This window comes from Dyadobacter chenhuakuii (genome assembly GCF_023821985.2).
Lineage (GTDB): Bacteria > Bacteroidota > Bacteroidia > Cytophagales > Spirosomataceae > Dyadobacter > Dyadobacter chenhuakuii.
In genome coordinates this window covers 1,431,624-1,452,046 of record NZ_CP098805.1, presented here as the reverse complement: position 1 = coordinate 1,452,046, position 20,423 = coordinate 1,431,624, and the positions used below count along the sequence as shown (strand labels likewise).

General features: G+C 46.2%; 20 protein-coding genes. 13 read left to right on the top strand and 7 right to left on the bottom strand.

All coding sequences use genetic code 11. The features are described 5' to 3' along the window. Window positions 1-111: 111 nt before the first annotated feature. From NFI80_RS06155 to NFI80_RS06110, 10 genes are all read left to right on the top strand, one after another. Window positions 112-990, top strand: a complete 879-nt coding sequence (locus NFI80_RS06155) for a cell division protein FtsX (protein ID WP_233798318.1) — start codon at window positions 112-114, stop codon at window positions 988-990. A gap of 52 nt (window positions 991-1,042) precedes the next feature. Next, a complete protein-coding gene (locus NFI80_RS06150; RefSeq protein ID WP_235163801.1) occupies window positions 1,043-1,258 on the top strand; it encodes a DUF3098 domain-containing protein in 216 nt (71 codons plus the stop codon). After that, window positions 1,255-2,034 carry an undecaprenyl-diphosphate phosphatase gene (locus NFI80_RS06145; RefSeq protein ID WP_233798317.1) on the top strand — a complete coding sequence of 260 codons (780 nt, stop codon included), beginning with the start codon at window positions 1,255-1,257 and terminating at the stop codon, window positions 2,032-2,034. Before NFI80_RS06150 ends, NFI80_RS06145 begins: the two co-directional genes overlap by 4 nt. A 28-nt stretch (window positions 2,035-2,062) precedes the next feature. Then, on the top strand, window positions 2,063-2,764 hold the full coding sequence (gene truB / locus NFI80_RS06140; RefSeq protein ID WP_235163803.1) for a tRNA pseudouridine(55) synthase TruB: 702 nt from the start codon (window positions 2,063-2,065) through the stop codon (window positions 2,762-2,764). Continuing rightward, complete coding sequence (locus tag NFI80_RS06135) at window positions 2,761-3,687, top strand: bifunctional riboflavin kinase/FAD synthetase (protein ID WP_235163804.1); 927 nt, start codon at window positions 2,761-2,763, stop codon at window positions 3,685-3,687. The genes truB and NFI80_RS06135 overlap by 4 nt, the downstream gene beginning before the upstream one ends. Before the next feature lie 106 nt (window positions 3,688-3,793). Next, on the top strand, window positions 3,794-5,176 hold the full coding sequence (locus NFI80_RS06130; RefSeq protein ID WP_235163806.1) for a mercuric reductase: 1,383 nt from the start codon (window positions 3,794-3,796) through the stop codon (window positions 5,174-5,176). A 4-nt stretch (window positions 5,177-5,180) separates the two neighbouring features. Further along, a complete protein-coding gene (locus tag NFI80_RS06125) occupies window positions 5,181-6,161 on the top strand; it encodes an ABC transporter ATP-binding protein (RefSeq protein ID WP_235163808.1) in 981 nt (326 codons plus the stop codon). After that, window positions 6,161-7,741 carry an ABC transporter permease/substrate-binding protein gene (locus NFI80_RS06120; RefSeq protein ID WP_235163809.1) on the top strand — a complete coding sequence of 527 codons (1,581 nt, stop codon included), beginning with the start codon at window positions 6,161-6,163 and terminating at the stop codon, window positions 7,739-7,741. The genes NFI80_RS06125 and NFI80_RS06120 overlap by 1 nt, the downstream gene beginning before the upstream one ends. Beyond that, the gene (egtB, locus tag NFI80_RS06115; protein ID WP_235163811.1) at window positions 7,710-8,876 is read left to right on the top strand and encodes an ergothioneine biosynthesis protein EgtB; all 1,167 of its coding nucleotides are present in this window, start codon (window positions 7,710-7,712) and stop codon (window positions 8,874-8,876) included. The genes NFI80_RS06120 and egtB overlap by 32 nt, the downstream gene beginning before the upstream one ends. Before the next feature lie 18 nt (window positions 8,877-8,894). Next, window positions 8,895-9,836, top strand: coding sequence for an L-histidine N(alpha)-methyltransferase (locus NFI80_RS06110; protein ID WP_235163812.1), 942 nt, complete (start codon window positions 8,895-8,897; stop codon window positions 9,834-9,836). A gap of 26 nt (window positions 9,837-9,862) precedes the next feature. On the opposite strand, the gene NFI80_RS06105 is transcribed toward NFI80_RS06110, so the two are convergent. Then, on the bottom strand, window positions 9,863-10,288 hold the full coding sequence (locus NFI80_RS06105; protein WP_233798309.1) for a response regulator: 426 nt from the start codon (window positions 10,286-10,288) through the stop codon (window positions 9,863-9,865). 194 nt (window positions 10,289-10,482) lie between these two features. Between NFI80_RS06105 and NFI80_RS06100 the strand changes: the two genes are divergently transcribed. Further along, on the top strand, window positions 10,483-11,103 hold the full coding sequence (locus tag NFI80_RS06100; protein WP_235163814.1) for a YceI family protein: 621 nt from the start codon (window positions 10,483-10,485) through the stop codon (window positions 11,101-11,103). A gap of 2 nt (window positions 11,104-11,105) precedes the next feature. On the opposite strand, the gene NFI80_RS06095 is transcribed toward NFI80_RS06100, so the two are convergent. The 6 genes from NFI80_RS06095 to NFI80_RS06070 form a co-directional block, all read right to left on the bottom strand. Then, window positions 11,106-11,870 carry an SDR family oxidoreductase gene (locus NFI80_RS06095; RefSeq protein ID WP_235163816.1) on the bottom strand — a complete coding sequence of 255 codons (765 nt, stop codon included), beginning with the start codon at window positions 11,868-11,870 and terminating at the stop codon, window positions 11,106-11,108. A 95-nt stretch (window positions 11,871-11,965) separates the two neighbouring features. Beyond that, on the bottom strand, window positions 11,966-12,871 hold the full coding sequence (locus tag NFI80_RS06090) for a helix-turn-helix domain-containing protein (protein WP_235163818.1): 906 nt from the start codon (window positions 12,869-12,871) through the stop codon (window positions 11,966-11,968). Between the two features lie 38 nt (window positions 12,872-12,909). Beyond that, the gene (locus NFI80_RS06085; RefSeq protein WP_233798305.1) at window positions 12,910-13,179 is read right to left on the bottom strand and encodes a UBP-type zinc finger domain-containing protein; all 270 of its coding nucleotides are present in this window, start codon (window positions 13,177-13,179) and stop codon (window positions 12,910-12,912) included. Beyond that, the gene (locus NFI80_RS06080; RefSeq protein ID WP_235163819.1) at window positions 13,179-14,840 is read right to left on the bottom strand and encodes a response regulator; all 1,662 of its coding nucleotides are present in this window, start codon (window positions 14,838-14,840) and stop codon (window positions 13,179-13,181) included. The genes NFI80_RS06085 and NFI80_RS06080 overlap by 1 nt, the downstream gene beginning before the upstream one ends. Before the next feature lie 36 nt (window positions 14,841-14,876). Further along, on the bottom strand, window positions 14,877-16,277 hold the full coding sequence (locus NFI80_RS06075) for an ATP-binding protein (protein ID WP_233798303.1): 1,401 nt from the start codon (window positions 16,275-16,277) through the stop codon (window positions 14,877-14,879). 98 nt (window positions 16,278-16,375) lie between these two features. Beyond that, on the bottom strand, window positions 16,376-16,738 hold the full coding sequence (locus NFI80_RS06070) for a hypothetical protein (RefSeq protein ID WP_233798302.1): 363 nt from the start codon (window positions 16,736-16,738) through the stop codon (window positions 16,376-16,378). 104 nt (window positions 16,739-16,842) lie between these two features. Between NFI80_RS06070 and NFI80_RS06065 the strand changes: the two genes are divergently transcribed. Continuing rightward, complete coding sequence (locus NFI80_RS06065) at window positions 16,843-17,595, top strand: DUF72 domain-containing protein (RefSeq protein WP_235163821.1); 753 nt, start codon at window positions 16,843-16,845, stop codon at window positions 17,593-17,595. A gap of 22 nt (window positions 17,596-17,617) precedes the next feature. Beyond that, the gene (ligD, locus tag NFI80_RS06060; protein ID WP_235163823.1) at window positions 17,618-20,362 is read left to right on the top strand and encodes a DNA ligase D; all 2,745 of its coding nucleotides are present in this window, start codon (window positions 17,618-17,620) and stop codon (window positions 20,360-20,362) included. Window positions 20,363-20,423: the final 61 nt, after the last annotated feature.

Here is a 20,423-nt window from a genome sequence, read left to right as displayed (position 1 = left end):
AAAAATAGTTAACAAACCGGCTGTTTCTGTCCATATGCCATTATAATGCTTATTTTTGCCATCGTTCATTCCTGAGTCTGAACCAACTGCTAAGCGAAACCTTACGCTCTTATGCCTAAAAAAAAGAAGATTGGAAGTTACCCCAATGCAATGATTGTAATGAGCCTCACGGCTGCATTGTTCCTGATCGGTTTTTGCGGGCTGCTGGTGATCCAATCCAAAAAACTGGTTTCCATTATCCGTGAAAACATTGAGGTCCGCGTATTCCTGAATAAAGAAGAAACCCAGGCGGGCCAGGATTCCATATTAAAAGTAATTCAGGCGAAACCATTTGTCCTTGCGTCATCGGAAGTAAAGCCGATCACCTTTGTTTCCAAAGAAGAAGCTGCCAAAGAATTTATTGAAGGGACGAAGGAAGATTTTGTTACTTTCTTGGGCGAAAACCCTTTGCGTGACAGTTACCGTGTAAAAATCCAGGAAGATTATTTCGAAGAAGCCAAATTGCAGGCGATCAAGAAAGAGCTGGAAAAGATCAAAGGCGTTTACGAGGTCGTTTATCAGGAAGATCTGGCAGATAACATTAACCGTAACGTCACCAAAATTTACGTGGTCCTGGCCAGCTTTGCATTGATCATGCTGATTATCATCGTGTTGCTCGTCAACAACACCATCCGCCTTGCCATCTATTCCCAGCGTTTCCTGATCCGTAGTATGCAGCTTGTAGGAGCCACCAATGGCTTTATCCAGCGTCCTTACGTAATGCGTGGCGCCATTCAGGGACTGATCGGCGGCGTTCTGGCCGGTGCATTGCTGGTTGGTTTGCAACAGCTTGCAGTTCGGAATGTGGAAGGTTTGGGCATGTTGCAGGAGTATGACAAGATCATTATCCTGGTTGGAACAGTCCTTATTCTTGGCATTTTAATCGGCATAGCCAGCACTTACCAATCGCTTACGCGCTATCTGAGAATGGCCCTGGATGACCTTTACTGAGGCATTCTTTTCAAAAAACATTACCGTTCAGATCATAGTAAATCGCAAACTGATGAACAACACAAAAAACAAACTTCCATTTTCGACATCGAACTACACGACGATGTTAATCGGCATTGCATTGATCCTTGCCGGATTCCTGATCATGACATTCGACAGCACGGAATTCGGTTTCGGCTTTCTGGGATTGACATTGGGCCCGCTGGTGACCATTAGCGGCTTTATCATCGAGTTTTGGGCGATTCTACGTAAACCTCGTAATTCATGAGCATTTGGCAAGCCATTATTTTAGCAATTGTTGAAGGAATTACCGAATTTTTGCCCGTTTCCTCTACCGGCCATATGATCATCGCCTCTTCTTTCATGGGGATCAGTCATTTGGAATTCACTAAAATGTTCACGGTTAATATCCAGTTTGGTGCGATATTATCCGTTCTGGTGCTTTACTGGAAGCGATTTTTCCAGACCACAGATTTCTATTTCAAATTATTTGTAGCGTTTCTTCCGGCCGCTGTCATCGGGTTTTTGCTCAATGATTTTATTGATGCGATGCTGGAAAACGTTGTGGTGGTTGCCGTTTCACTGCTTGTAGGCGGTATCATTTTGATCTTCATCGACCGCATTGCCAACGATAACACCCGCGAAAGAGAGATTTCTTACTTTGATGCGCTTAAAATCGGTTTTTTTCAATGCATAGCTATGATTCCGGGCGTTTCGAGATCAGCTTCCACCATTATCGGCGGAATGTTGCAGGGGCTTTCGCGCAAGCAGGCAGCAGAATTCAGCTTCTTTCTGGCAGTGCCAACCATGGCAGCAGCAGGCGGCTATAAGTTGCTGAAAACCTACGACACCATTCAAGCGGAAGACATTAAAGTGCTTTTGATCGGGAATGCAGTTGCATTTGTGGTGGCTATGCTGGCCATCAAGTTCTTTATCAGCTTTTTGACCAAGTATGGTTTCAAAGTTTTCGGTTATTACCGCATCATTCTCGGGCTGATCCTTTTAGGGCTGCTTGCCTCAGGCTACAAGCTGGACGTTGTCTAAGCGCTTCATTTAATACGCATTCCAAAATTTGAATAACGAAAATAACATACCGGACGAAGGCGAAGTCATTCTCATTGACAAGCCTTTGACCTGGACTTCATTTGACGTGGCCAATAAGCTCAAAAGAGCTTGCAAATTCAAGAAAATCGGTCATGCCGGCACATTGGATCCGCTGGCTACGGGCTTGCTTATATTGTGCACCGGCAAGAAAACAAAGCAGATCGACACCTATCAGGCGCAGGAAAAGGAATACACAGGGACATTGGTTCTGGGCAAAACAACGCCTTCTATCGACCTGGAAACCGAATTCGATGCCGAATATCCAACAAATCACATCACCGCAGAAATTCTGGAAAGTGCCCGGCTGGCATTAACAGGCAGCATCGCACAGACACCCCCGATTTACTCGGCATTGCGTGTCGATGGCGAACGGCTTTACAAGAAGGCGCGGCGCGGCGAAGAAATCGAGATTAAGAAACGCAATGTTGAAATTTCGCTTTTTGAAATTGACGCCACGCATTTTCCCTCGGTTGATTTTAGGATCATTTGTTCAAAAGGTACTTATATTCGCAGTATGGTTCGCGATTTCGGTCAGCTGGCGGGCAGTGGCGCTTATATGAGCGCTTTATGCAGGACCCGGATCGGAGCGTTTGAATTGAAGGATGCGTGGAATCTTACCGATTTCATTCAGCAAAAAAGACTTGAATTGAAGTTAGAAGTGGACGAATGAATATTTATCACAGCCTGGATTCCTTTGAAAAACTGGAATATGGCGTCGTAACAAGTGGCACATTCGACGGTGTGCATCTTGGACATAAAAAAATACTTTCCCGGCTTCGGGAAATCAGTGAACAGTCTGGCGGAGAAACCGTTGTGCTTACTTTCTGGCCGCACCCGCGTATGGTTGTTTCAGATGACAGCCAGGGTTTGCAACTCCTTTCGACCATTGATGAAAAAATTGAGCTGTTCTCTGAATTGGGCATTCACCATTTGCTGATCGTCCCTTTTACCCGGGCTTTCTCAGAGCTGTCATGCCACGAGTATATTAAGGAAATCCTTGTTGAAAAGATCGGGACCAAAAAATTGGTAATTGGCTACGACCATCGTTTCGGACGCAACCGCGAGGGAAGCTTTGAGTTTTTGCAGGAAAATTGTGCTTCCTATGGTTTCGAGGTGGAAGAGATTCCGCGCGAAGACATTGAGGATCTTGCCATCAGTTCTTCCAGGATTCGTAAAGCCTTGGTTACCGGGCATATAGGCGAATCGAATGGCTTATTAGGCAGACCCTACACGCTTTCGGGCACTGTGGTCAAAGGCAAGCAACTGGGCCGCACCATCGGCTTCCCGACAGCGAATGTGCATTTGCACGAGTCGTATAAGCTGATCCCGATGAACGGCGTTTACGTCATTCAAGCAACTTACGACGGTGAAAAATTCAAGGGCATGCTGAACATTGGCGTACGGCCGACCGTGGACGGAACCATGCGGACGATCGAAGCCAACTTATTCGAATTTGATAAAGAAATTTACGGCGAAGATCTAAAACTGGAACTGCTGCATTACCTGCGTCCGGAGCAAAAATTCGAAAGCCTGGATATGCTGGTTCGACAGATCAATATTGATAAGGAAAATTCCCGGGCTTACTTTTCTTAAAATCTGACGGAATATATTGCAAAAGGCGTGTCCCGACGGCACGCTTTTGTTGTTATTTGGTGTAATTGCATTTTCAAATCTTACATCCCATTAACACACCGCCTCTATGCAACATTACGATGCCATAGCAATCGGTTCCGGACAAGCCGGAACGCCCCTTTCCAGAAAATTAGCCGAGTCTGGCTTAAAAACAGCATTAATAGAAAAAAGATGGGTCGGCGGGACTTGCGTGAACGATGGGTGCTCCCCTACCAAAGCAATGATCGCTTCTGCAAAAGCAGCTTGGTCTGTCTATCACAATAAAAGCTTAGGCGTTATTACCGATCATTTTTATGTTGATTTTTCAGCTATCATAAAGCGTAAGGACGACATTGTGCACCGCATGCGCAGCAGTTCCGAGAAAAGCATTCAGGAAACAAAAAACCTGGACCTGTTTTATGGAACCGCAACGTTTTCAGGCAATAAGGAAATTACTGTAACATTGAATGATGGCGGAACAGCTGTTTTTACTGCAGATAAATTCTTCATCAATACAGGGGAAAAACCTTCTGTTCCAAAGATAGATGGCATTGAAAGTGTTGATTACCTGACTTCCACCAGCATCATGGAACTCGACAGCATTCCCGAACATTTACTCGTGCTCGGCAGTGGCTATATCGGACTGGAATTCGGACAAATGTTCAAGCGATTCGGAAGCAAAGTGACCATCATAGAGCCATCAGGGCGGATCCTTAAAAAGGAAGATGCAGACATTGCGGAGGAAGTTACCAAGGTTTTGAAAGAGGAAGACATTCCGGTTCTTACAAACACCAAAGCGAAATCAGTTACCGAAAATGGAGATCATATTGCCGTGACGGTTGATGAAAACGGCAAGGAAACCGTGCTGGAATGCTCGCATATCCTTGTTGCAACGGGCAGAAGGCCGCAAACAAAAGAGCTTGGCCTCGACAAAACCGGTGTGGACGTCGATGAAAAGGGTTATATAAAAGTGAATGATAAGCTGGAAACGTCTGCGGCAGGCATTTATGCATTGGGGGACGTGAAAGGTGGCCCGGCATTCACGCACATTTCATACGACGACTACCGCATTATCAGCGAGAATGTTATCAGCAAAGGAAATGCATCCACAAAAGACAGGCTCGTCCCCTACTGCATGTTCATCGATCCGCAGTTAGGCCGCGTGGGTATCACGGAACAGGAAGCGCGCGAGCAAGGGCTCGACATACTTGTAGCGACGATAAAAAATGACAGCGTAGCACGCTCCATTGAAACCGGCGACGAACGCGGGATGATGAAAGCGGTAATCGACGCCAAAACGAAACAGATCCTGGGCGCCTCGGTCCTGGCCGAACAAGGCGGAGAGATCGTGACTATTCTGCAAATGGCCATGATGGGAAATGTTACGTACGACCGCCTGATGAACGGCGTCTTCGCGCACCCGACTTACGCGGAATCGCTGAACAATCTTTTCATGACGCTGGAACAGTAAACTCATGATCATTGCCGAACGCATTAGCAAAGTTTTTAATGATATCCGGGTAGTTGATGACATTTCTTTTGAAGTAAAAGAAGGTGAAACCATGGTTTTGCTGGGCACCAGCGGATGTGGAAAGACCACAACATTGAAGATGCTTAACCGCCTGATCGATGCGTCGGGCGGTTTTATTTCCATCAATGGCCAGAATATTTTTGATCAGCAACCGGAATTGCTCAGACGTACAATCGGTTACGTTTCCCAGAGCAATGGTCTTTTCCCGCATTATTCTGTTGAGGAAAATGTATCGGTTGTTCCTAAATTATTGAAATGGGATAAGGCCAAAACCCGCAAAAGAGCGCAGGAGTTACTGAACCAGTTGAAGCTTCCGCTGGAAACGTTCGGCCACAAATATCCGGATGAACTGAGCGGCGGCCAGCAGCAGCGTGTCGCCATTGCGCGTGCGCTCATTTCTGACCCGCCCGTTTTATTAATGGACGAACCTTTCGGCGCGCTGGACCCGATTACGCGCGCTGGGGTGCGGAAGGAGTTTCTGGAATTGCCTGAATTGAAACAAAAAACCATTGTGCTCGTAACGCACGATGTACAGGAAGCATTTGAGCTCGGAGACAGCATTTGTTTAATGGACAAAGGCAAAATCGTCCAGACCGGAACCGCAAAAGAGCTGATTCTGAAACCCGCGAATACATTTGCCCGAACATTCTTTGATCACCAGCGCTTGTTTCTCGAACTGAGCGCGATCACCTTTGAGGACATTTGGGATGTGGTTACTACTACCGATTTTGCTTCGCATAACAGCGTGCATAATACGCCTAATGCCGAGGTGAGTGCTGGCACGAGCTTATGGTCGGGGATGGAGCTCCTTTCAAAATCCGGAAATGAAGCATTGGCTGTTCGTAATCAGGCTGCCAATACATTAAAGTTATTCACGACTTCCAACATTCAGGAAGCTTACCAAAAGTTAAAACAGCAGATTTAATGGAGGTGCAGCAAAGTTTGTGGGAATTCATGGCGCAGCAATCCGATAAACTTTGGAGCCAGACGCTTGCGCACATCGGGTTGACATGTATTTCTTTGCTGATCGCCGTCGTGATAGGACTCCCGCTGGGAATCTGGATCGCGCAGCGAAATAAGGCAGCATGGCTCGTCCTGGGCATTGCGGGCGTGTTGCAGACCATTCCGAGCATCGCATTGCTTGGCTTTATGATCCCGCTGCTCGGCATCGGCGCGCTTCCGGCGATCACTGCGTTGTTTTTGTATGCGTTGCTCCCCATCATCAGGAACACTTATACGGGCATTCGCGGCGTGAATCCGGCGGTGACGGAAGCCGCCCGTGGGATGGGCATGAGTAGCTGGCAGGTTTTGTTTAATGTGGAACTTCCGCTTGCTATGCCGGTGATCCTGGCTGGGATTCGCACGGCGACGGTCATTAATGTGGGCGTTGCGACACTTGCAGCATACATTGCAGCGGGCGGTTTGGGCGAATTTATTTTCGGAGGCATTGCGTTGAACAATTCCAACATGATCCTGGCCGGCGCAATCCCGGCCGCATTGCTCGCCATATTTTTTGATATGCTGCTGTCTTTGGTTCAAAGAGCGAATGTCAGGAAGATGCGTAAAGTGTCCTCTATTCTGCCTGTTTTACTGCTTTTACTTTCCTCATTTTACATATTTCCTTATGCTGATGCGAAAATTCTGGGTGGCTTTACACCGGAGTTCATGGTGCGTGAAGATGGTTATCTGGGTTTAAAATCAAAATACAAACTGGATATGCCGACCGTTGTGATCAGCGATGCGGTGATGTATAAAGCGGCATATGAAAAGAAAATCGATGTCATCAGCGGTTATAGCACGGACGGAAGGCTTAAAGCATACAACCTTATTACACTCGAAGACGACAAACGCATTTTTCCGCCCTATTACGCCTCTCCATTGGTTAGAAAAGAGGTTTTGCTTCAATATCCGGAACTGGAAAACGCATTGAATCTCTTGTCCGGAAAGATCAACGATTCCACTATGACCGATCTGAATTACCGGGTTGATTATCTGAAACAAAGTCCCGAAAAAGTGGCTCACGACTTTATTTTGACCAATAACCTATACAAGAAGCCCCGAAACGGAAACAAAGGCACGATCCGGCTGGGCTCCAAAATCTTTGCCGAGCAATACATTCTGATCAACATATACAAAGCGCTCATCGAAGGGAATACGGATTTAAAAGTTGAAACAAAAACGGGACTTGGCGGAACGAAGATCTGTTTTGATGCATTAACCAATAACGAGATCGATATGTATCCTGAATACACAGGAACGGGGCTTTTGGTAATCCTGAAACCTTCGAAAAACGACCTGGCAGCACTTGCAGGCAGTCGTGAGAAGGTTTTTAGTTACGTTCAAAAAGGCTTTGACGAGCAGTATAACCTGCAATGGCTCAAACCGATCGGTTTCAATAATGCCTATGCTTTGATGATGCGCAAAGAACAGGCACAATCATTGAATATAAGAACTATTACAGATTTAAAAGAATATGTATCCGCTGACAACCACCGCCATAAGTGAAGCATACAATCGTGTTAGGCAACATTCGGAAACGATTTGTGAGCCTCTTGAAACCGAAGATTATGTCCCGCAGCCTGTTCCGTTTGTAAGTCCGCCGAAGTGGCACCTGGCGCATTCAACATGGTTTTTTGAAACATTCATCCTCAAACCTTTCCACCCCGGATACCAGGTTTTTGATAACGACTACAACTATCTTTTCAATAGTTATTATAACAATGTAGGCGAACGCACCCTGCGCACCGACAGGGGAAATGTTACACGCCCGACGACCAAAAATGTGTATGCTTACCGGCAACATGTGGATCGTCATATGTCCGACCTGCTCGAAACATTAACAGATCCCGAAGCATTAACGCTGGTAGAACTCGGCCTGCACCACGAGCAGCAACATCAGGAACTGCTCGTTACCGACATTAAATATATCCTGGGTCATAATCCCTTGTTTCCGGTTTACAAATCGGGCCACAATCTGGTGAATGACGCTAATGAAGAATCCGGATTTGCACAGATTTCGGAGGGCGTTTACGAGATAGGGTTCAATGGTTCCGGCTTTTGCTTTGATAATGAACTGGGCAGGCATAAAGTGTATCTGCACGATTTTGAAATTTCCAAAGCACTGGTTACCAACGCCGAATATATTGAATTTATGGAAGCGGGCGGTTATCAGGATTTTAACCTGTGGCTGGATGCAGGCTGGTCTTGGGTCAACGACCATGCGATCAATGCTCCCATGTATTGGCACAAAATAAAAGGAGCGTGGCATTACTATACGCTGGACGGGTTACAGCCAGTGAACCCGGAAGCGATCCTGAGCCACATTAACCTATACGAGGCTTCTGCCTACGCGCAATGGAGAGGCATGCGGTTGCCAACAGAAGCGGAGTGGGAAATTGCATCGGATCAGTTCCAATGGGGCAAGCGCTGGGAATGGACAAATAGCGCCTACTTGCCTTATCCTGGCTTTTCGAAGGCGCCGGGCGCTGTGGGCGAATACAACGGCAAATTTATGATTAACCAAATGGTGCTCCGTGGAGCATCTGTTGCTACCTCACCTGAGCATAGCCGCAAAACTTACCGAAACTTTTTTCAAGCACACGAACGCTGGCAATACACGGGCATCAGGCTGGTGAAGTAATTGAATCAACACAACATTATGTCGGACAATACATTCGCAAAAGATATACACAAAGGCCTTTCGGCGCCATTGAAGCACATTTCTTCCAAATATTTTTATGATGATATAGGCAGCGTCATCTTTCAGGATATCATGAAAATGCCTGAATACTACCCTACGGCCTGTGAATTCGAAATCCTGTCTTTGCAGGGAAATCAGATCCTTGATCGGCTAAACTTTGATCAGCCTTTTAACATTGTGGAGTTCGGGGCTGGTGATGGCATCAAGACGCGCCAATTGCTTAAAACGCTGGTTGAGAACGGGGTGCAATTTTCTTATGTGCCAATTGATATTTCCGCAAAAGCCATAGAAGAGCTCGAAGCTAATATGCTCAACCATCTGCCTGATTTACAGATCAAACCGATGATCGGGAATTACTTTTCAATGATTGAGGAGCTGGCTTCTTCCGAAACGCCCAGCTTGTTTCTTTTTCTGGGAGGCAACATTGGGAATTATGAAAAAGATGAGGTGAACGATCTGCTCACCAGCTTCAAGCAAAGCATGAAGCCAGGAGACAAATTGCTGACAGGCTTCGATTTACAGAAAAACCCGGCTACAATCCGCAACGCTTATGATGATCCGCAAGGAATTACCAAAGCATTCAATATGAATCTCCTTACGCGGATCAATCGCGAACTGGGCGGGAACATCAAAACCAATCAATTTGACTTCTATTCCCATTATAACCCTATCAACGGCGAAGTGAGGAGTTATCTGGTAAGTCTGGCGGCGCAGAAAATACATTTGCAACGCATCGACAAATGCTACGACTTCGCGCAGAACGAGCTGATCCGTACAGAATTGTCTAAAAAATATACATTAAAAGAAATCGAAGAAACGGCAGAAAATAATGGCTTCAAAGTGATCGAACACTTCCTGGATTGCAAACACTATTTCACGGATAGTCTTTGGGTGAAATAGACGCCTCGCATTGAATGCTGCTTGCGCTATACGTAATTATTCGGGTGCAGGCAGCTTTGCCAATATTCGAAAATGATCCTGATCCGTTTTTTCAGATCTTCAAAACTATTCTCTTTTTTGAAAAATCCCTGGATCGTGGCCTCGTAGGCAACGGATATGATGTGGGGATTGTCGGCCGTGCTCAAAAACACGAATGGGATCGACTTTTTCTTTAAATACTCATTCTGCTCAATACGCTGGCGGAGTTCCAGCCCGTTCATAACCGGCATGTTAATATCACAAAAAATGATGAACGGCTGCTCTGTGGTCGTTTCCAGGAAAAGCAATGCTTCCAGACCATTTGAAAAGAAAATAATCGGGTTTGGTATCTGCAATTCCTCCACGATGCTTTTAAGCAGAAACTGGTCATCGGAATCGTCTTCAATCAATATTATAGGCCCTTTTACTGACATTACAGGGGATTTAGTTCTGGTTCCTCCCTGTAAATATCACATTTATTCAAACGAATACCTATTCCAAGATCAATTACGGATAATTCGTCTTGCGTAGGTTTTACTCCGTTTTGCGTAGGCGCTTCCGTGCGTGCACGTCTTAGTTTTGCATCATAAATCAAAGCCATGATCAAGCAAGCAAAACAAAAACAACAATGAAAAAGCAACTTTGTAGTCTATTAGCCTCAATTTCAATTGCATTCGGTTGCGCAGATCACGATGTGCAATCAACAAATTTCAAGCTCGATGAATCCGTCTCCGTTGCAGAATGGAAGGGATATCTCAGAAATGAGTATTTCAATGAAGGTTCCATTGCCATCAAAAGTGAAAGCCTGGTCATTCGTGAAGGACAGGTCAAGAGCGGTTCTTTCACCATTCCGATAGCCTCTATCGTCAACTTTAACCTGCCGACAGAGGAATTGAAGCATGCGCTGGTGCACCATTTGCAAAGCCCGGACTTCTTTAACATGGCGCTTCACCCGGAAGTAAAGTTCAACATTACAGGCGTCGCCTCTTACAACGGAAGTGGTGAGAATGTAATTGCAGGCGCGAATCAACTGGTGACCGGAAATTTAACGATGCTGGGAATCACGCATTCCATCTCATTTCCTGCGAAAATTGACTTGAACGGAGATAATCTCAAAGTAGAAGCTAAATTAAAAATAGACAGGACCAAATGGGGTATCACTTACGCCACCGATCCTGCCTTGCCAGACGATGCAGTCATCAAGAACGATATTGACCTGCATTTGAAACTCGCCGGTAAGAAGATTTAACATCAAAGGTTCATCCCACCCGAGGCCTCGATCCGCTGGGCATTGATCCAGCGGGCGCCTTCGGTGCAAAGGAACGCAACCACCGCGCCAATGTCCTGCGGCTCTCCTACCCGGCCCAATGCAGTGATGGAATTAATCTGCGCTTCCAATCCCTCGTGCGCCTTGAATGCTCGTTCAGTGAAGTCGGTGTGAATGATCCCGGGTGCCACGATATTCACGGTAATGCCTCTGTGTCCCAGTTCTTTCGCCAAATATTTGGTTAACACTTCAATAGCGCCTTTCATAGATGCATATGCTGCATAACCCGGGGTTGCAAAACGGGTTAGCCCAGTGGAAAGGTTGATAATGCGGCCATTGTCTGCAATGTAAGGCAATGCTTTCTGGGTCAGAAAGTAAACGCCTTTGAAATGCACATTCATTAAAGCGTCGAAATCCTCCTCTGTTGTATCAGTAAATTTAGAATTGGCATCAATGCCGGCATTATTGATCAGAAAATCAAAAGTTTTCCGGTTCCAGGTAGTTTCCAGAACGGATTGAAGATCCGTAAAAAATGTATCAAAAAGCTTTGTGTTCGCCGTATCGAGCTGCATAGCGACGGCTTTTCTGCCCATGGCTTCGATCGTCTTCACAACTTCAATCGCTTCCTGTTCCTTGCTGCGATATATGACAATAATGTCGGTTCCTTGCTGAGCGAGATTGAGCGCCATATTTTTCCCCAATCCTCTGCTGGCGCCTGTTACCAGCGCTATTTTATTTCCTTGTTCCATCTTTTTGTTAGTTTGATTTTTTGATGGAACAAAGTTATGCCATGCAGCAAAGGGAAGCTTGCCGGTTTCAAATCAAAACTTACAAAAATCAAATCTCACATGCGAAACGCACGCGGACTTAATGTTGTGTGTTTTTTGAAGAGGTTGTTAAAGTGTGAAGGTTCCTCGAATCCGAGGCTGTACGCGATCTCGGAAATGTTCCAGTCTGTGTGTTTCAGCAAGATCTTGGATTCTTTGATAATGCGCTCAATGATGAGTTCCGTCGTGGTTTTGCCCGTTACCAGCTTTAAAACCTTATTGAGATAATTGACATGGATCGCCAGCTGATCCGCATAATCCTTTGCCGAACGGAACATGAGTTTCTGGTGCGGCGGTTCGATAGGAAACTGGCGTTCGAGCAGCTCAATAAAAAGGGAAGAAACGCGCTTATGCGCATTGGTTTCATTAAACAGACCTGTTGCCGGCTGTAACTTCTGCCCGCTATGGATCAGTTCAAGCACATAATTACGCAGCAGATCATATTTGAATGCATAATCGGAAGAAACCTCTTTGAACATTTTACTGAAAATGTGCTTTACGTCCGCAAGCTGCTCATCATTGAGAAAGAAAATGGGAACATTTCCCGGCTTGAAAACAGGCAGATCCTTTAACAAGATCCCGCTGTTGTTTTGGGTAAGAAAATCTTCCGAGAAAATACAGAACATTCCGGACTGCTTATCGTCCAAGGGCTGCCAGTTATAAGGAATTTGCGGCGTAGCAAAAAATAATGCATTATGCTCAATATCAATAACTTTATCCGCGTACTCAGCCCGGTTCCTGCCCAGGATGAGGCTGATCTTATAGTAAGCCCGCCGGTTGTAAGGAACTGCTTTCGGCTTGGAATCCCTGAAAAGATCCTCCGTCCGGAAAATGTTAAAATGGCCTATCTCCTTCTGGACTGGCTCCGGGATCAGCTGTGAAGTGTCTTTATAAAACTCCGGGATTGAAGTCGGTTTTTCCATAAACGAAGTTACAAAATTCAATCCCGAAATTTCAATGCTTAATTGTATTCGACAAATGATTCATCCTTGTAACACCAAAGCCATTGTTCGCCGGGCTCCGCCGAGCTGGCAACTGGGTGGCCGGTTTGGTGATAATGCTGCGTCATGTGTTTGGCCGGCGAGCTGTCACAGCATAATGTTGCGCCGCAGGTCTGGCAGGTCCGCAGGTGCAGCCATCTGCCGTCCACTTTCACGCATTCCTCGCATACGTGAGCAGCCTCTTTTTTGATTTCGGTGATTTCCTTAATGTGTTGACAAACCTGATCCATTATACTTCACTTAAATATTGGTGAACAAAACTAATCGACATAGAACCTTCTCCGACTGCCGAAGTGACACGGTTCATGGCACCGGCACGTACGTCGCCTGCGGCAAAAATGCCGGGCGAGCTGGTTTCGAGCAAATAAGGGTCACGCTGCATTTTCCAGACCTGCTTGAAATTCTCGTGACTCTTCATATCGCGGCCGGTCTCTATAAATCCTTTGTTGTTTTTAATGATCTGTAAACCAACCCAATCCGTATAAGGTCTGGCCCCGATGAAGATGAACAGCGCATCGGCCGGAACCTCACGCTCTTCCGAGGAATTGAGGTCAACCAATCTTAAAGCCTCCAAATGCTCGTCCCCTTTTGCTTCCACAATTTCCGTACAACCCAGGATCGAGACATTATCTGTGTTTTTGATCTGGTCGATAAGATAGGACGACATTGAAGAAGTGAGATCGTTCTTACGGACGATAATGTAAACGTTTTTGGCGAATTTGGATAAATACATGGCTGCCTGGCCCGCCGAGTTACCTCCGCCAAGGACGTAAACATCCTTATTACCGCAGGAACTGGCTTCTGTGCTGGCAGCGCCATAGTAAATGCCTTTGCCCGTAAACTCCGCTATTCCTTTGGTTTCCAGCTTGCGATAGTCAACGCCGGTTGTTATTACGACCGCTCTCGCATTGATTTCCGTATCGTCTTCCAGCACAATGGTTTTGTACTGATCCTTCAATTTGATCTCCTTCACCGACTGTGGCGAAAGGAATTCTGTTCCAAAACGTGTGGCTTGCGTAATGGCCCTCCTGGTCAATTCTGACCCGCTCAAACCTGCTGGAAAACCAAGGTAATTTTCAATCCTTGAACTTGTACCAGCCTGGCCACCAGGCGCTTTGCGCTCGATCAATAAAGTACTTAAACCTTCCGATGCGCCGTATACGGATGCCGCCAACCCTGCCGGGCCCGCACCGATAATGACCACATCATAAACTTGCAGCTTCACCTTTGCATTCAATCCGATATGCGAAGCAACATCCAGCAAAGACGGCGTTCTCAGAAGTGTCCCGTCTTCGAAAATTACTGTTGGAAAGTCCGTCGGGCAAAGTCCGTTGGTTTTGATGATCTGCTTGCCTATATCACTCGAACTGGCATCCATCCATTGATACGGAACAAGATTACCTGCAAGAAAGTCCTTGATTTCATGTGACTTAGGAGAAAACTGATAACCTATCACTTTAATGCCCGTAAAGTCAGGACGGTAATTAGCCTGCCAGTCGTGCAGTAATTCGTCGATGGCGGGATACAGCTTTTCTTCGGGCGGATCCCAGGGTTTCATCAGGTAATAATCCAGCTGTACATCATTGATCGCCTTAATGGCCGCATCTGTATCTGAGTAAGCGGTGAGTAAAACCCTTTTGGCGAACGGAAAAATAGCCATTGCTTTTTCCAGGAAATCAACGCCCTGCATCTCCGGCATGCGCTGATCGGAAACAAATATGGCCACTTCTTCGCCTTTATTTTGAAGTTCGACCAGGCTTTCCATGGCTTCGCTAACGGAAGAAGTGCTCAGTACGCGGTATTTGTCCCTATATTGGGCTTTCAGGTCGCGGCTGATGGCCCGCAAAACCTGTGGATCGTCGTCAATTGAAAATATAATGGGCAAACCCATAGTAGACTGCTGTTAAAGGGTAAAAAGAAATCTAAATTAATTATTGATAGGAAAACAAACTAAAAATTCCGTCTTACCCGGCGCACTGTGCAATGTTACCGAGCCGTGGTGCTGCTTTATAATGCGGATGACCACGTCCAGCCCCAATCCCGTCCCTTTTCCAACAGACTTTGTTGTAAAAAACGGATCGAAGATTTTGTTCTTGATCTCAGCCGGAACGCCGGGACCATTGTCACAAATGGAGACTTTTACAAACTCCTTATCGCGGTGTGTAATGATCCGCAATTCGGGATTAGGCTGGTTTTCCAGCGCATCTATTGCATTGTCAATCAGGTTCGTCCAGACCTGATTAAGCTCGCCTACCATCACCTTAACATGCGGCAGGCTGAGATCAAACTCTTCTGTAACTTTAATATTAGCTTTTTTCAATTTATAATTCAGCATCGTGAGCGTATTTTTGATGCCGACGTGAATGTCTATCACTTCTTTTTCCCCGCCCCTGTCCATGTGCGTGAATGTCTTCACCGATCCCACCAGATCAGCGATCCTTTTGGAGGCTTCCTGAATGTCGGCTACCATCCGCTCGGTGGTCAGGTTGTTGTTGATCCAAAGCAGGATCGGGGAAAAATCATCTTTGTTGATTTTGCTTTTGAGCTCTTCCAGATCATCCTCGGTGATGCCAAATTCTACAATATTTTCGGCAATATCGTCGCATTCCCCAATGCTGTTCATGTCAAGCCAATCGAGGATCTGGTCCTCACGCTCGGAACGCTGCATCATGCTCATCACCGGCCTGTCCTTCGTCGCCATGATTTGAAGCATTTTCTCATTGATGAGCTCTATTTCTTCGGGAGAAAGGTGGATAGAGATCAGCTTTTTGAATGCTCCCGGCTGCAACAAAAGGTGTTTTTTCAAAGAAACAGAACCTCTTACAATCGCTGCAGCGGGATTATTAAGCTCATGGGCGAGGCCAGCTGACAATTTCCCAAGCGCCATCATTTTCTCATTCTGCTGCTCCAACTCCGTGAATTCGCGCACGCGTGACGTCATTACGATCACCAGCGCCTGGGTAAGCTCATAATGCGAAATGATCAATTCGCGCATCAGCTCAACCGGGAATGTCATGATCTGCGTCAATTCTGTACATTGCCCATAAGCCACGCCTACTTTTCCTCTCGAAAACGGAAGGGACCCGGTTATAGTGCCGGGAAGCAGCTCTGCAATGAAGAGTTTTGCATTGTTTTGAATGCGGTATAACTCAATCCGGCCGGAAAAAATTACATGGGTGCCGGTCAGCGGTTCGCCTGGCGAGGTCATAAATTCGCCTTCCGGCAATTCGTAATGCTTGCTTCTGTCGATCATCCATTGCAGCTGATCGTCAGGCACATCCTGAAAAACCTTGATGGCTTTCAGATCTCCAACGGTGATATCCTTCATAAAATAACGGCTTGGCGTAACTCAATGTCCCAATTTCGAAATAATTGAGGATTTGACGGACATTTTTTTACGCAAACCTGCCGAATTCGGCTGTGAAGCTATGCGGCCCCTCCTGAAACAACGCGGTTATAAAGTTTGTATTCAGGAAACCCGCTTATATGCTCAGCAAGACTGATCTCAACCCAATCGCGGTTTGCCTGATGCACAAAAACACCATTGCAAGCGGGGAATAACGCTTTCAGAATCTCCATTGACGCTTCTTCCATATTTACTTCCTCATGGCCCAACTCACCGGAATGGTAATAACCCCTGCACAGTCCCATGGAAGTTTCAAATTCTATTTTAACCAAACTCCCTGAAAGCTCCTCTTGCAAACTTTCGACAATGATCTCTTCACGAAGGTCTTCCGCAGTTCCCAATGTTTCCTCCTGTTCGCCCAGAATATCAATAACGCTCATCATAAATTGATTTGGTAAGCAACCAACAACGAAAAAACCATTCCTGCCAGCGCTCAGGGTCAAGTCGGTATGATTATTTTATTCAATCGTTCCCACATCATCACGTTATGAAAGCAACGGATCGCATACATATTGGGACTTCCGGGTGGAGCTATAAGCATTGGAAAGGGATCTTTTATCCAAATGAAATGAAGCCGAGCGATTACATTTCTTTCTACGCAAACCACTTTTCAGTTTCCGAGCTGAATGGTAGCTTTTACAAACTGCCCACCCAGGAAACAGTCCTGAAATGGATCACGATGGTGCCTGAAGATTTTCTGTTTTGTCCTAAAATGAGCCGTTATCTGAGTCATATGAAGAAGCTCCATGACCCGGAAGAACCCTTACAGCGCTTTTTCAACATTTTTGAACCCGTCAAACAACACCTGGGCCCTGTGCTGATCCAAATGCCTGATAATGTAAAGTTTAACGACGTGGTTGTCAGGCCATTTTATGAATTACTTCAAAGCAATTACAGTGAATACCGCTTTGCCATGGAGGTAAGGGATGAATCCTGGTTCTCCGACGAAAGCCTCAAACTGATGAAAAAACATAAGGTAACCCTCGTTTTCGCGCAATCGGAGAAGTTTCCTTATTATGAAGAAATCACTGCCAAAGACATCTTTATCCGCTTTCACGGCCCGGAATCGCTATATAGCTCTGCTTATTCCGATGAGACCTTGCAAGAATATGCACTGAAATTCGGCGAGTGGATTAAGCAGGGCCACGAGGTTTGGGCCTTTTTTAATAACGACGTCGGCGGTCATGCACTCCGTAACGGTGCGAAACTAAAAGAGCTTGTCGCCGAGCTGACAGACTAACGTTCATTAAACCAATAAAATCATGAGCCTGACCAAATACAACGAGAAACGTTCATTTGAAAAAACACCTGAACCAAAAGGCGGTAAAGCTGATTCGGAAGAACTCATTTTTGTCATCCAGAAACATCATGCGTCCAGGCTCCATTATGATTTCAGGCTGGAAATGGATGGTGTGCTGAAAAGCTGGGCGGTCCCCAAAGGCCCGTCGCTGGACCCCGCAACGAAGCGGCTGGCCATGATGGTTGAGGACCATCCTTATGATTATAAAGATTTTGAAGGCATAATCCCGAAAGGCAACTACGGCGCAGGAACTGTAATGGTTTGGGATGAAGGCACTTATGAGCCATTGGAAGAAGCAAAGACAAAGAAAGAGAAAGAAAAAATACTACTCAAAGAACTTGCCTCCGGCTCCGTGAAGATCAGGATGAAAGGCAAGAAACTGAAAGGTGAATTTGCATTGGTCAAAACAAAAGGAATGTCAGAGAACTCCTGGCTGCTCATTAAGCACAGGGATAAATTTGCATCAGACGCGGACATTACGAAAAAAGACAAATCGGTTATCTCAAACAAAACACTGGAAGGAATAAAAGCGACCACAGACAACGTTTACGGAGAATCGAAAGCGGACAAAAAGAAGGCTGACAAAGCCGAAAAAAAGAAAGATAAGGAAGACGAAGCCGCTCCGATCGACGAATATTTAGCAAATGAAAAGGATGATAAATCCGACGAAAAAAGCGCCGCAGCGCTTCTAAAGAAAGGTAAAAAAGCGCCATTCCCTGAGGACATTGTGCCCATGCTCGCTACGCTCGTGGACGGGCCTTTCGATGATCCCGGTTGGGAATACGAGGTCAAATGGGATGGTTACCGCGCCATTGCCTACATGAATAAAGGCGTTACAGAGCTGAAGTCACGCAATAAAAAATCTTTCAATGACAAGTTCTATCCCATCCATGAAGGCCTTTGCGATTGGAAAATCAATGCTGTGCTGGATGGTGAGGTTGTTGTGATCAATGAAAAGGGCCATTCGGATTTTGGCGCTCTGCAAAACTGGCGGAGCGAGGCGGACGGAGAATTGATTTACTATGTGTTCGATATTCTTTGGTATGAAGGTAAAAGCCTGATGCATTTGCCTCTGACCGAGCGGAAAGCCATTCTGCAAAGCATTGTTACAGAGGACAGTCCGGTCCGGATTGGTTACAGCATTGCTTCGGAGGGAACTGCTTTTTTTGAGGCAGCACGGGAAATGGGCCTGGAAGGCATTATCGCTAAACGATCCGACAGCCCTTATCTTGCCGGGCTGCGTACGAATGACTGGCTTAAAATCAAGGTTAACAAACGGCAGGAAGTAATCATTGCGGGCTATACCCGCAACGCAGGCACGTCGAAGCATTTCAGTGCGCTACTACTTGCTGCGTATGACCAGGGCGTTCTTCAGTATGTGGGGAAGGTTGGGACTGGTTTTAAGGATAAGCAGCAAAAGGAAATGCTGGAACTCTTCAAACCGCTGGAAACAGAAAACAGTCCATTCAAGGAAACGCCGGATTATAACAAACCTTCCCGTTTCCGGCCCAATCCGCCGAAGGCAAATGCAACCTGGCTTAAACCGGAGCTTGTTTGTGAAGTAAGTTTTACAGAAGTGACTTCGGACGGCGTATTCAGGCATCCGTCATTTGAGGGAATCCGGGAAGATAAAAAGGCGAAAGACGTGGTCCGTGAGATCGAGCAGCCTACCGAGCAAGTGGTTGACGAGGAGAAGAAACCGGAAGCTAAGTCTGCCAAAAAGTCGGAGAAAAAAGATGAAATTATTCCAAAGCCTGCAAAATCGAAACGTAAAACGCTGCTTAATCCAACCGACGAGACGCAGGTTAGGAAAATCAATGGTAATGAGGTGAAGTTTTCAAACCTGAGCAAGATTTTCTGGCATCAGGAAAAAATCACCAAGCGGGATCTCATCAACTACTACTATCAGATAGCCCCTTTCATATTGCCCTACCTGGAAAAAAGACCGTTGTCTTTGAACCGCTATCCGAATGGGATCGACGGCAAAAGTTTTTATCAAAAGGATGTTACAGGTAAAGTGCCGGCCTGGGTAGAAACATTCCCTTACACTTCCAATGACGAAGAACAGGAAAAGAATTTCATGATATGCAATGATGAAGCTGCATTGCTCTATATGGCGAATCTGGGTTGCATTGATATGAACCCCTGGAACAGCCGCACCAATAAACCCGACAACCCCGACTGGTGCCTGCTCGACCTTGATCCGGACACAACCAACACATTCGAACAAGTGATAGAAACGGCACTCGTTATCAAGCAGTTGCTGGATTCGCTGGACATTAAAAGTTATTGCAAAACCTCAGGTTCCACAGGCCTGCACATTTATATTCCGCTGGGCGCAAAATATTCGTACGATCAATGCCAGCTCTTTGCGCAATGGGTCGCCAGCCAGGTGCAACAGGAATTGCCAAGCTTCACCAGCATCGAGCGGATGACTAAAAACCGGAAGGGGAAGTTGTACATCGATTATCTCCAGAACAGGCCCAAGGCAACACTTGCCGCTCCCTATTCAGTGCGGCCCAAGCCAGGCGCAACGGTATCGATGCCGCTGCATTGGGAAGAAGTAAAAATTGGTTTGCAACTGCGCCATTTTACGATTCTGAATGCCATGGACCGGTTGGAAAATGAAGGAGATCTGTTTAAACCCGTGCTCGGCGAAGGCATTGACCTGGAAGCGGCGATAGGAAAAATTGAGGCGGGAAAATAAAAATTGACACGGGTATTTTTTGCCCGTGTTAACGATCACACCTCCCGAACCGGAGATATCT